Annotated in this window: 13 protein-coding genes and 1 riboswitch; of the genes, 3 read left to right on the forward strand and 10 right to left on the reverse strand. The window is 51.3% G+C overall.

The window, feature by feature from the left end:
* Positions 1 to 7: 7 nt before the first annotated feature.
* On the reverse strand, positions 8 to 1,327 hold the full coding sequence (locus tag V6944_RS20755) for a voltage-gated chloride channel family protein (RefSeq protein ID WP_333500333.1): 1,320 nt from the start codon (positions 1,325 to 1,327) through the stop codon (positions 8 to 10).
* Between the two features lie 70 nt (positions 1,328 to 1,397).
* Positions 1,398 to 1,459, reverse strand: a riboswitch (Fluoride riboswitch).
* Positions 1,460 to 1,504: 45 nt separating this feature from the next.
* On the reverse strand, positions 1,505 to 1,969 hold the full coding sequence (locus V6944_RS20760; RefSeq protein ID WP_333500334.1) for an Lrp/AsnC family transcriptional regulator: 465 nt from the start codon (positions 1,967 to 1,969) through the stop codon (positions 1,505 to 1,507).
* 138 nt (positions 1,970 to 2,107) lie between these two features.
* Here V6944_RS20760 and V6944_RS20765 point away from each other — a divergent pair, with 138 nt between their 5' ends.
* The gene (locus V6944_RS20765) at positions 2,108 to 2,719 is read left to right on the forward strand and encodes a LysE family translocator (protein WP_333500335.1); all 612 of its coding nucleotides are present in this window, start codon (positions 2,108 to 2,110) and stop codon (positions 2,717 to 2,719) included.
* Positions 2,720 to 2,752: 33 nt separating this feature from the next.
* On the opposite strand, the gene V6944_RS20770 is transcribed toward V6944_RS20765, so the two are convergent.
* The 3 genes from V6944_RS20770 to V6944_RS20780 all read right to left on the reverse strand — a co-directional run bounded on the left by V6944_RS20770 (position 2,753) and on the right by V6944_RS20780 (position 4,230).
* Complete coding sequence (locus tag V6944_RS20770) at positions 2,753 to 3,025, reverse strand: GNAT family N-acetyltransferase (protein WP_333500336.1); 273 nt, start codon at positions 3,023 to 3,025, stop codon at positions 2,753 to 2,755.
* Between the two features lie 11 nt (positions 3,026 to 3,036).
* A complete protein-coding gene (gene yjdI / locus V6944_RS20775; RefSeq protein WP_333011360.1) occupies positions 3,037 to 3,270 on the reverse strand; it encodes a 4Fe-4S mono-cluster protein YjdI in 234 nt (77 codons plus the stop codon).
* Between the two features lie 264 nt (positions 3,271 to 3,534).
* Complete coding sequence (locus V6944_RS20780; protein ID WP_333500337.1) at positions 3,535 to 4,230, reverse strand: porin; 696 nt, start codon at positions 4,228 to 4,230, stop codon at positions 3,535 to 3,537.
* 622 nt (positions 4,231 to 4,852) lie between these two features.
* Between V6944_RS20780 and V6944_RS20785 the strand changes: the two genes are divergently transcribed.
* Complete coding sequence (locus V6944_RS20785; RefSeq protein WP_333500338.1) at positions 4,853 to 5,629, forward strand: SDR family NAD(P)-dependent oxidoreductase; 777 nt, start codon at positions 4,853 to 4,855, stop codon at positions 5,627 to 5,629.
* A gap of 101 nt (positions 5,630 to 5,730) precedes the next feature.
* On the opposite strand, the gene V6944_RS20790 is transcribed toward V6944_RS20785, so the two are convergent.
* Positions 5,731 to 6,714, reverse strand: coding sequence for an efflux RND transporter periplasmic adaptor subunit (locus V6944_RS20790; RefSeq protein ID WP_333500339.1), 984 nt, complete (start codon positions 6,712 to 6,714; stop codon positions 5,731 to 5,733).
* A gap of 556 nt (positions 6,715 to 7,270) precedes the next feature.
* Between V6944_RS20790 and V6944_RS20795 the strand changes: the two genes are divergently transcribed.
* Positions 7,271 to 8,470 carry a tyrosine-type recombinase/integrase gene (locus V6944_RS20795; protein WP_333500340.1) on the forward strand — a complete coding sequence of 400 codons (1,200 nt, stop codon included), beginning with the start codon at positions 7,271 to 7,273 and terminating at the stop codon, positions 8,468 to 8,470.
* Positions 8,471 to 8,528: 58 nt separating this feature from the next.
* Here the strand turns inward: V6944_RS20795 and V6944_RS20800 are convergent, their stop codons facing one another.
* From V6944_RS20800 to V6944_RS20815, 4 genes are all read right to left on the reverse strand, one after another.
* Complete coding sequence (locus V6944_RS20800; RefSeq protein ID WP_333500341.1) at positions 8,529 to 8,903, reverse strand: C2H2-type zinc finger protein; 375 nt, start codon at positions 8,901 to 8,903, stop codon at positions 8,529 to 8,531.
* 120 nt (positions 8,904 to 9,023) lie between these two features.
* A complete protein-coding gene (locus V6944_RS20805; RefSeq protein ID WP_333500342.1) occupies positions 9,024 to 9,239 on the reverse strand; it encodes a hypothetical protein in 216 nt (71 codons plus the stop codon).
* Between the two features lie 62 nt (positions 9,240 to 9,301).
* Positions 9,302 to 10,318, reverse strand: a complete 1,017-nt coding sequence (locus tag V6944_RS20810) for a major capsid protein (protein WP_333500343.1) — start codon at positions 10,316 to 10,318, stop codon at positions 9,302 to 9,304.
* A gap of 18 nt (positions 10,319 to 10,336) precedes the next feature.
* Positions 10,337 to 10,681: a hypothetical protein gene (locus tag V6944_RS20815; protein WP_333500344.1), complete on the reverse strand. Its 345-nt coding sequence runs from the start codon at positions 10,679 to 10,681 to the stop codon at positions 10,337 to 10,339.
* Between the last annotated feature and the right edge of the window lie 455 nt (positions 10,682 to 11,136).

The following is an 11,136-nucleotide window of genomic DNA, read 5'->3' on the forward strand; positions in this document are numbered from 1 at the left end:
ATAAGCGTCAGTTATCCTCTTTAGCTTCGATAACGACAGTTTCCGGGCGGCGGTTTTCACGCTGCCAGGCAGGAAGCTCCGCCAGCTTTATTCCTTCCGGCACAATGCTGTGCTTCAGGCAGGCCACCCGCTGCGAGCGATAAATACTGGTGTAACCTGAAACCAGATAGGCCACGACGCAGGCCATCGCGGCATACACGCCGATATCCGCGCCGAACAGTTCAATCGCCATCAGCGTCGAGGCAATTGGTGTATTCGCCGCACCGGCAAAGACCGCCACAAATCCTAGTCCCGCCAGGAAAGCAAACGGCAGATGCAGCAGCGGTGCCAGCGCATTGCCAAGCGTAGCGCCGACGTAAAAAAGCGGCGTCACCTCCCCGCCTTTAAATCCGCTGCCGAGCGAGGTGACGGTAAAGACCAACTTGCCAAGGAAATCCCACGGTGCTAGCGGGTGCTGGAACGCATCCACAATCACCGGAATACCAAGACCAATGTAGCGGTCGGCATGCAGCAGATAGACCGCCGCAGCGACCACTACCCCACCGATAAATGGGCGCAACGGCGCATAGGCAATCCGTTTTTTCATCATGCCGCCAATCAGGTGAGTGGCATCGGCAAACACCCGGGAAGCCAGGCCGAAGCAGCAGCCCGCCACAATAACGGCACCCAGTACCCAGACCGACATCGTCGGAATAGATGACATCGCGTAATGCGTATGGTGCACGCCCCACATCAGGCCGACCTGATCCGCCACCACCGCCGCGACCAGGCAGGGGAAAATCGCGGTGTAGTGCATGCGGCCTATCGCCATCACCTCAAGGCCGAAAATTGCCCCGGCAAGCGGCGTACCAAATACGGAAGCAAAGCCCGCGCTGACGCCCGCCATCAGCACCATACGGCGCGCATCGTTATCCAGCCCTAGCAGCGGCGTGAACCGATCGGCAATCGAGGCGCCCATTTGTACCGCCGTGCCTTCACGGCCAACCGACGCGCCGAACAGATGAGACACCACCGTGCCGATAAACACCAGCGGCGCCATCCGCAGTGGAATGGTGTTCGCCGGGCTATGTACCTCTTCCAGTATCAGGTTATTCCCCGCCTCTACCGAACGGCCGAGGCGCAGATAGATCCAGCCCACGGCAAACCCGGCGAACGGTAGCAGCAGGATAAGCCAGTGATGCTGAAGGCGCGTGGCGGTCGCCCAGTCGAGCGAGAAGAGAAATAAAGCCGATGCAGAGCCGACGAGAACGGCAATAACCACAGCCAGCAGGAGCCACTGTATCAGGAAGAAAAGCGAGTTTTTACGAGCGAAGTGTTCAGAGTGCATTGACGCATCCTTAGATGAATTAATCATCCTGGACGCAGTAGAGGTGTGCCTGTTCATTCCCGGTCCAGGAATACAAACAGGCATCATCAGCCACACGGCGGTTCAAGGGGGAATGCCATCCCCTATGAATGAATATTAGCACACGAATCGTTTCAGCCAAATACTTTGTGCACGGGGTTATTTCAGCGTCTCCAGCGGGAAAGGCCGGTCCTGCACCACCGTTTTCATCACCAGCGTTGAGCGCAGATGCTGCACACCCGGCATCGCCGACAGCTTTTGATCGTAGAGCTTCTGGAATGAGGAGAGATCGCGCGTCACTACCTGCATCAGATAGTCCGGGTCGCCGAACAGCCGCTGGGCCATCACGATCTGCGGGATCTCCCCTACCGCCTCTTCAAACGCGCTAACCGCCTTCCGGTCGCCCTCTTTCAGAGTCGCAAAGACCAGCGCGACGAAGTTAAAGCCCATTTTTCCAGGGTCGAGGTTAGCGCGATAGCCGGTAATCACCCCTTCCTGCTCCAGCGCCCGCAGGCGTCGATGGCACGGCGACAGACTCAGATTTACCCGTTCGGCAAGCTCAGTGATAGATAAACGGCCATCGGCCTGTAGCTGCGCAAGAATTTTTCGATCGATACTGTCCATTTAGAAGATTCTCTCTTTCAGGCCGAGTTTTCAGCATAACATTGAAAGCTCATTGCGCGGTAATACCGATATTCTTTCCTGACATTCAGTGAGGATTTTCGGGGTTAACGTGATGAGCAAACGCGAGGCAATTCGGGTATGGAAATGAGTTTGGTGGCGGGATTCTGGCTGGTTTCGTTTTTGCTTATCATGACGCCGGGGGCCGATTGGGCCTACACCATCAGCGCCGGGATCCACGGGCGCACCATCGTGCCTGCGGTGGCGGGGCTGATGTCCGGCCACCTGCTGGCGACGATTATCGTGGTGGCGGGCGTTGGCGTGCTTATAGCGGGGCATCCGCTGGCGCTGTCCGCGATTACGCTGCTGGGGGCCTGTTATCTGCTGTGGCTCGGCGTGTCGCTGTTACGCCATCCAGCAACGGTATCCAGCACCACGCAGCAAAGCGGCGGCTGGAACCAGTGGGCGCTGAAAGGCATGTGCATCAGCGGCCTCAACCCGAAAGTCTTTCTGCTGTTTCTGGCGTTGCTACCGCAGTTCACCGACCCGCACGGCCAGTGGTCGGTGGCAATGCAGATGTCGGCGCTCGGCGTGATGCATCTCATCACCTGCACGATTATCTATTTACTGGTGGGCTACGGTTCGCGTGCACTACTGGCAAGTCGTCCGCAGGCGGCGCGGGTTGTCAGCCGGATTTCGGGTGGGTTGATGGTGTTTATCGCCGTGGCGCTGCTGTTCGAGCAGCTTCGCTAATGAAGGTGCGCCAGCTCACGCTGGCGCGACGTTTCAGGCGCGAATATCGTCATACTCGCGGGTGTTATCAAACTCATGTTTCGCAAACGGGCACAGCGGGATGATTTTGCGCTGTTCCTGACGCATTTTCTCCACCACCTTAGCGACCAGTTGTTTACCTACGCCCTGCCCCTTCAGGCTCGGGTCAACGTCGGTGTGTTCAATAATGCTCAGATGCTCGCCGGTGGGAACAAAGACAATTTCCGCCACCTGATTACCGTCGCTGTCGTTAACGTAGAACTTGTTATGACCTTCCAGAATGTCCATGTTTCCCTCTCTTAATCGTGATGACGGTATTTCAGCGCCCCGCTCGGGCAAGTGTCGATAACGCGCACCACCGTTTGCGCGTCAACCTCGTCCGGGATGATCCACGGTTTACGTTTCAGGTTGAACAGCTTGCTGCTCCCACGCACACAGTTCCCCGAATGCTGGCACATCGCCGTATTGAAGTAGACATCAATCTTCTCCCCGGTATAGACACGATAACCTGCGTCCAGTAGTTCCTTATCCATGACATTGCCTCTATTTTTTATATGGGTTCGAGACTAAGCATAGACCTGTCTGGGGGTGAGATTCATCACCTGTTGTGAAAAACCGTCGCGAGAAAGTTTTCATCCGTGGGCGAGAGTGAAGCATTGAGACGATGGAAATTAATGAAGAATAACCGGTAGGGCTGCTCGATAATAAAGAATGCGTATTTGCAGATATTCCACAATGGAAAAAGAAAGCATGCAGCCCCGACAATGATGTCGGGGCTATTGCTAAATCAGAATATATTAGAAGGAGTATGCCACACCGACACGGAAACGGGTCTGGCGATCATCACGGTCGTTCACGCCAACGTTGCCCACTTCACCGTATGGGGCCCAGTTTTTATCAATTTTGTACGCCACTTTGACGTTATATTCCTGGGAGTATGGCTTGTTGTTGTTACGTGCAGTCCCTTCGGTACTACGTGCATAAACATAGTTCAGCTCGGTACGCCAGTCGCCAAACACATAACCAGCCCATGCATCGCCACGGTTGACTTTATCGTCATTTTTATTGGCATTTGACGGGTAGCGAGTGTAGTCATAACGGTAGCGGGCAGCGACGTAGAAGCCATTGTCGAAGCTGTACTGCACGCGCAGGTTTGGCTTGTAAATGGAGCGGCTGTCGTTACTTTCGATATTAAAACCAGGTTGAACAGAGAAGTTTTTATTGAATTTATATTGATAGCTGATCGTTTCTTCATGACCGTTACCAACGAAGTCAGAGAACGGCTGGTCGGTATTATTCCCACCTGATTTCCATTTTGCTTCTACCGAGAAGCCAAAGCCATTCGCAAAGCGGTGAGAAACGGATACACGATCCGCGTTAGTTTTATCTGTTTTACCACCATCAATGAATTCATGACGGAGATCGACAGTGACTGCAGATGCTGCGAAAGAGGCGCCACACAAAGCCATCATGACCAGAGATTTCTTAAACATGCAATAACCCTCAATTGAAATTACGTTTCATTTTTATGGAATTGCATTTTATTTTTTTAGGAAGTTTATTTTAGTGATCGAGATCGTAAAGATTTATTTCATGAATGTATGGATAACAAGGACGTGACGGGCCTCAAGTAAATAGCGATTGACTAACCCAAAATAGCGCTACAGATCACACCAAAGATTAACTTACATTAAATTTACATATCTTTATATTTAGAGTTTGCCAATTAAAATCAATAAGATATGAAATTAATTACTTACGTTACTTATTTATCTTTAATAGTTTTAACGTCCAACAATATAAATACCAAGCATTAGCGCCATAACTCGTTACATATATCCCTATTCATCATCTTATTTCATGATACAAACCAGCCATTTTTGGTAGTTTATTTAACGGCCTTATAGACAGGAATAAGCAGTTGCGCTCAACGCTCCGACGTAATACCCACTCCTCTGACTTTTGTGAGAAAACGTCGCTTTTGCATCACGAGATAGTTTTTCTTTAGTGGTAAGCGATATCTTCTGATTCGTCATGCTCGACGCTCGCTGCCATCATGACCCCACAGCACACGGCATGTCGCCGTAGAAATGAACATCACCATCGAGGTCAGCAATGAGCGCATTATTCTCCGGTAAAAAATTGTTAGTGGTTGGCGGCACCAGCGGTATGGGTTTTGAAACCGCAAAACAGGTACTGAAAAACGGCGGCAGCGTGGTGCTGGTGGGTAATCGTCAGGATAAAGCGGAGCAAGCTCGCCAGGCGCTGATGGCCGACGGTCAGGTCTCTATCATTATTGCCGACCTGATGAAAGAAGAGGGAATGCAGCACGTTATCAACACCATTAACGCAGAGCATCAGGATATCAGTCTGCTGGTCAACGCCGCGGGAGTATTCTTCCCGAAAGCGTTCACCGAGCACGACATGGCGGACTACGACATGTATATGAGCATCAACCGCGCCACTTTCTTTATCACCCGTGACGTGGTGCGTAATATGGTGAATGCCGGTATTCAGGGCGCTATCGTTAATATCGGTTCGATGTGGGCGCAGCAGGCCATTGGCGCAACGCCGTCCTCTGCCTACTCCATGGCGAAAGCGGGTCTGCACGCGCTGACCAAAAACCTGGCCATTGAGTTAGGGGGTAAAGGGATCCGCGTGAACGCCGTCTCTCCTGCGGTGGTACACACGCCGATCTACGAAGGCTTTATCCCAAAAGAAGAGGTTGGCGCAGTGATGAACAGCTTTGACAGCTTCCACCCGATTGGCCGCGTCGGTACGCCTGGCGATGTGGCTGAAGCCGTCTCCTTCCTGCTGTCTGATAAAGCCGGCTGGGTCACCGGCGCTATCTGGGACGTTGACGGTGGCGTGATGGCAGGCCGTAACGCCTGATAAGGGCGGCACGGGCATAGAGGCCGATGGTGAACAGTTTCAGCCCACATTCATGTGGGCTGAAAGCGCTCATCACGCGGGCGAGAGTCAAAAGCCGACCGTTATCCCTCTTTCCCTAGCCCACTTTGCTGAATGAGCATCAGCATCGCGCTGTTGATCCAGCGATGCGCCAGGCTCTGGCGTTCGCTCTCCACCACGACCTTAACCGGCATCTCCCGGGTCACTTTGTCACTCCCCGTCTGACCCTGAATCGACACCCGATACCAGACCCCCTCGGGCTTAAGCTCTTTGGCAGGAACGCCCGGAGCCAGCGCAATTTCACCACCGGACGCTTTGGCCAGCGCCAGAGAAGGCAGTTTCGTCAGGCTGTGCTGATCGACAGAGACCACCGTCCCCGTTAATGGCACTATCTGACCGGGCAGGAAGACTTTCGCGGCGGCCCCCACTTTCATCCTGCCCAAATCGTCTTCGGTGACCAGCGCGTCAACCTGCCAACTGCGGCTATCAATAACGGTGGCGATCCGCTCACCCGGCGATACCCAACTTCCCTCCTGGAACGTTAGATTACGTTCCTCAAGACGGCCATCAATAGACGCCACCAGCTGCAGACGACGCATCTCCATGGTGCCAGCCTGCTGCTGCAAGGCGAACTGACGCGCCATCTGATCGGCCAGCACCTGTCTTGCCGCACTCTCCTTTTCCAGCCCCTGCGCCCCACGGGCATTCGCCTCCCAGGCCTGACGCATGGCAAGGGCTTTGTGTTCGTCGGTTTCAGGCTGAGGAGCGGCCAGTTCAAAGAGGAGCTGTCCTTTCTTTACCGTCTCGCCGTCGCTGACCCGCACTTTTAACATTCTGGCGCCAAAGGGGGTGTAGAGGGGCTGGACCAGGGCGGCATCAATCACGCCAGGCAGGGAGACGCTGCGCGACCAGGGCAGCAGGACTGCCGCCAGCAATACCGCCACCACCAGCACAATGCGCACCCGTCTGGCAGGGCGAATTTCACCGCGACGCAGCCACCAGATTTTCATTTCTCGAATCATAGGTAATACCACGAAGGTGAGGATCTCAACCAAAAACAGCACCACGCCCAGCGCCTTGACACTAAATATTAACGGTAACATTAGGCAGGATAGGTATTTATCTGTGATAACCATGACATAACGAAGCACCAGGAAGATTTCATACCGTATTGTTTTTTTTACGCAACGCTAAAGAATTAACCACCGGTTTTTAATACCATTTCCGTATTAATATAAATATTCTCGATTGCGCTACGCGAAAACCAACTCGGCTTTTTCTGAAGGAATTGGTGACAACTTCCTGTATCTGGGGGTTTATTCTTGTCGAATGGACTTATTGAGGCGAGCACTGCGCTTTTTAGAGTGGACGCTAAACCTCAAATAACCGAAAGTACCCAGGACAGAACATCCAGAGATTCACCTGATGATAATTTCAAAAACAGAGTGCTATAGCGGTTGATTGTTCAGGGAAAAATTAGGTTTGGTAGACTTCAGGAGACTTGAGTTTGGAGCGGGCGAAGGGAATCGAACCCTCGTATAGAGCTTGGGAAGCTCTCGTTACTCCATCCCGACATTGTACATATGGCTGTACCTGATGGTGTGATTTTAGAGGATCAAAATCATGACTATCAAGAACAATCAGTATCTTTTTCAAAGTCATTCGGGCGTATGGATCTTTCAGGTCTTTGTACCTGTTTACATGCGCCACCTGTTTGACAACAAACGCGCCTGGCGAAAATCCACCGGGACAAAAGACATCCTTAAGGCTCGTCACTTCAGAAATCACATGTTGATTGAGTTCAACAATCTGAAAGCCATGTTGAATCCAGACCGTGAAGACATTCGCATTCAGAGCGCGATCACAACACTCCACACCACGATCAAACAAGCTAAGAGTGCGCCTGTAGCAGTCACCCCGATCCCAACGCTGGCGGTCATCCGTGATGAATACATGACGGTTTATAGTGAGCGTCGGGCTTTTTCCACACTCAGCAAATCCGCGCGAGCCGTGGAAGTATTTCTCCAGAGTATTGGGAAAGTCGATATTGCACTGAACAAGATCGGACGCAGAATCGTTACAGACTTCATCGAAGAGCAGCAGAAAAAAGCAGCACCTCAGACCGTGCAAAACTGGTTAACCTCTTTGGGAAGCCTGTACGAGTTCGCCAAACGTCGCTATGACGCAATCCCAGACAGCAACCCGTTTCACGGTCACAACCTCGAAGCCCGTCGCACGATTGAAAGCTATCAGCCATTTGAACCGGAACAATTGCAAACCCTTATCAGGGAAGCCGATGACGTTCTACGCGATGTCATCCTGATCGGGCTTTACTCAGGCATGAGATTAGACGAGATCGCCAGCATTAAGCGGGAAGAGATTGTCATGATGGAGGGTATCCGGTGTTTCTTCGTTAGTAAGTCCAAAACGCTTGCCGGGGTGCGGTATGTTCCGATCCACTCGCTACTAATGGGGATTGTTGATAAGCATCTGGCACAGAACAGCGGTGAATATCTTCTGGCTCAGTCAAATAACATCATTCGGAAGGATGGCAAGCGGGGTCCGTGGTACAGCCAAAAGTTCACCCGGTTACGTGACAGCGTTTTGCCAACCGTGACAGATAGGCAATGCTTCCACTCCTTGAGGGGCCACTTCATTACCTGCCTGGACCGTGCAGGAGTACCCGAACAACGAATAGGAGCTATTACCGGGCATACAGAGCAGAAAGCGAAAACCGAAGCATTCCGCACCTATTCACAGGGGGCGAGCATGAAAGAGCTTTCGGAGTATGTCGAGTTGGTGGGTTATGAATTTTGTCCTTAGTATTACATTGCCGCCATCTTAATGGCGGCAAACTATGGTGATCTCTTACGGTAAAAAACTACCCGTCGTATCTTCCCCATTTCGCGATACCAGCGCGGGCCTCAACTTCTCCTTCGCAGCTAACCAAAGAATCAGCGAAAGCTAAGTGTGCATTCATGTAAGCATCGAAATCTTTCTGAGGAACACCGTTTTGAAGAGCGCGGTTCCACCATGAGTAAACAACAACCAATTTTCCAAGTTCTGGATCTTCATCCTTGAGCCGCTCAACACCGCCGTCGTTATGAGCAACAGCCCATCCGAAAGCCTTTGAAAAATCTCGGACTTTACGTGGCTGTATACCCGAAGCCAGCTTTTTATGCTCTGCCGCATGGTACTTCTTGTCATCCGCATCAGAAGGGTCATACAACATTCCACATATTCTACAAGTAGTCATGTCACTATCCTTTTTTAAGTTCAATCATTACATCCAGAGGATAAAACGATTACATGATTTGGGGCGTTTATCCATAGCGGGGTAGTTCACAGATACAAAAAAGGCCGGGTTGCCCCAGCCTCATTTGGTTTTGATTTTTCGTTGTCGCTGTTCGTTCAGGTAAAACTTCACGGCGCTGTCGAATCCGTAGGTTTGAATCCGGTCCAACAGGCTCGACCTGCTACACCCAAGCCGACGCGCTAGTGCTGACATGTTGATGATCGCGTCATCGTTCGTACCGTCTAAAATCCACTGCATCAGCGGCAGATTGCCAGTACCGATCAAAGCTAATTTCATATGTATCTCCTTTCCTTTGCCTCGCCAGCAGCGGGGACAATGTGTCCCCAAAATCCGCTGTTTTACGCTGCGTCGTCCATTGTGATCTTCAGTACGAAGTCCGGACGCATTGGGATCTGAATCTGGCTCAGTTCCGATACCACCTCATAGTTGGCAAATTTATCGCGCAACACGTAGTGATAAGACGGATAAACCGGACCATTGGCAACCTCTGCATGACGGCTCGCCGGGGTCTGGTACGTCATGTATGGGCTAAGGTCACCTTCAACGATATTGGAGAAGGTCGCCAACATGTAGCCGTCACCGTCTGCAATGCCGTAAAGTGGATCATCAACCTGAATAACTGTAACTTTTCCAAGGTTATAGCGATCATATGCTGAGATTGACTCAGGGAAGATAATATCTTTCGATGTTGCACCAAACAGGGCCGCTTGATAAGCGGTTGGGTTTGCCATAATAGAGGTAAATAACGAAGGTGAAGCCAGCAGGTAAATCTGCTTGATGCTGGATGACCAACCACCTAGATTCTTTTTCAGCATCGTGACGGCGTTCTGCATCTCAGTAATGACGTTGGCACTGGTGCCAGTTTTCACCACAGTAGACGGTTGTTGAATTCCCCAGAACTGATCCCAATGCAAGGTTGGTCCCTCACGGAGGTGAGTTGCCTCAACAGTGTTATGCAGGAGGCTTTGACTCATTGCATATTCAACATCACGGCGCGTCTGAAGGTAGTGCTTCAATGCATGGTTAGAAACAACATCTTCAGCGGTTAGTTGACGGTTCTCGCCCGGTGCTCTCTTACCCTGCCAATCCTGGCTGGTAATGGTTGAACTGTAGACATGCAACGGGGAGGTGACCGTCACGTTAGCCGCTTTTGGAAAGTTGATAGCGCTCATTTCCGAGCCATAACGGGCAACAGATTTTGTCACTTCCCGTTGTACATCTTCCAGGGTATCGAGGGAAATGATCTGCGTGTCACTTGGACGGCTGGTAAAGATCCCCAGGCTGGACAGAAGGAAACCTTCACCATAAGGTTTAACAAAAGATCCGCTCAGGTTAGTAAAATCATTTAATTTCATATCGTTATCTCTCCTTGATTAGATTGCAGTGTTTGCGTCTGCAATGCGATTACCCTGCTTAACAAGGGCTGCGTATGCAGCATCTTTTGCAGCAGTAGCGACGACCAAACCAGCAGGGTTGAACACACAACCACGGTCTGAAATAACTAGGCTACGATCATCACCTGCAATTTGGTTTTGCAGTGCAACAGCACAGTTATCAGCATCGGCTGCAACATAGGCCGCGCCTGTTGTTGGGTTAATAACATCACCACAAGTCACGTCAGCAGTCAGATCAAGGATCACTTCTTGTTTGTGAAATACAGGATCTTGGGTATAAACCAGCACATCAGCCGGGGTTTTACTTTCGTATTCGAATGCCATATTTTTTGTATCTCCATACAGTTTTTATAATCCGGCGAATATGCCGGGTTGAGTTGAAAAAATACCGTCCAACGGACGGCATTCTTTTGTTCGTGTTCCAAGCAGAAAATACCCGTTATCGGGTTTGGCTCCGCCAAATCGCTACCAGCGATAAAAAAGATCCGGAAGCAGGAAAGCGCCTGCCCCGGTTGGTAGATCATCGGAGAGATGAATTTTTTCTGATGGAGAGATATTGCGAGCGCGAGCCAGAGAGTCACGCTTTAAGAATGGGTGAGCACGACAGTGGGAGACCTTATATCTTCACCGCCGCGCTCAATGCCGTTTTGTGTCCGACATGACAACTTGCCGAGGAGGGCAAGGTTTAGGCTAATCCCCGATCCAAGGTCGGAGAAAATCTGCTTTGAATCGCCACGGATAATCTAGACACTTCCGAGCCGTTGATAATACTGGTTTTC

The sequence above is a fragment of the Kluyvera sp. CHPC 1.2972 genome, assembly GCF_036759925.1.
Classification (GTDB): Bacteria; Pseudomonadota; Gammaproteobacteria; order Enterobacterales; family Enterobacteriaceae; genus Kluyvera.

Coding starts and splice junctions, on each gene's coding strand:
- V6944_RS20800 (WP_333500341.1), bottom strand. CDS start 8,903: ATGACTACTTGTAGAATATGTGGAATGTTGTATGACCCTTCTGATGCG.
- V6944_RS20805 (WP_333500342.1), bottom strand. CDS start 9,239: ATGAAATTAGCTTTGATCGGTACTGGCAATCTGCCGCTGATGCAGTGG.
- V6944_RS20795 (WP_333500340.1), top strand. CDS start 7,271: ATGACTATCAAGAACAATCAGTATCTTTTTCAAAGTCATTCGGGCGTA.
- V6944_RS20760 (WP_333500334.1), bottom strand. CDS start 1,969: ATGGACAGTATCGATCGAAAAATTCTTGCGCAGCTACAGGCCGATGGC.
- yjdI (WP_333011360.1), bottom strand. CDS start 3,270: ATGGATAAGGAACTACTGGACGCAGGTTATCGTGTCTATACCGGGGAG.
- V6944_RS20810 (WP_333500343.1), bottom strand. CDS start 10,318: ATGAAATTAAATGATTTTACTAACCTGAGCGGATCTTTTGTTAAACCT.
- V6944_RS20755 (WP_333500333.1), bottom strand. CDS start 1,327: ATGCACTCTGAACACTTCGCTCGTAAAAACTCGCTTTTCTTCCTGATA.
- V6944_RS20780 (WP_333500337.1), bottom strand. CDS start 4,230: ATGTTTAAGAAATCTCTGGTCATGATGGCTTTGTGTGGCGCCTCTTTC.
- V6944_RS20765 (WP_333500335.1), top strand. CDS start 2,108: ATGGAAATGAGTTTGGTGGCGGGATTCTGGCTGGTTTCGTTTTTGCTT.
- V6944_RS20815 (WP_333500344.1), bottom strand. CDS start 10,681: ATGGCATTCGAATACGAAAGTAAAACCCCGGCTGATGTGCTGGTTTAT.
- V6944_RS20770 (WP_333500336.1), bottom strand. CDS start 3,025: ATGGACATTCTGGAAGGTCATAACAAGTTCTACGTTAACGACAGCGAC.
- V6944_RS20785 (WP_333500338.1), top strand. CDS start 4,853: ATGAGCGCATTATTCTCCGGTAAAAAATTGTTAGTGGTTGGCGGCACC.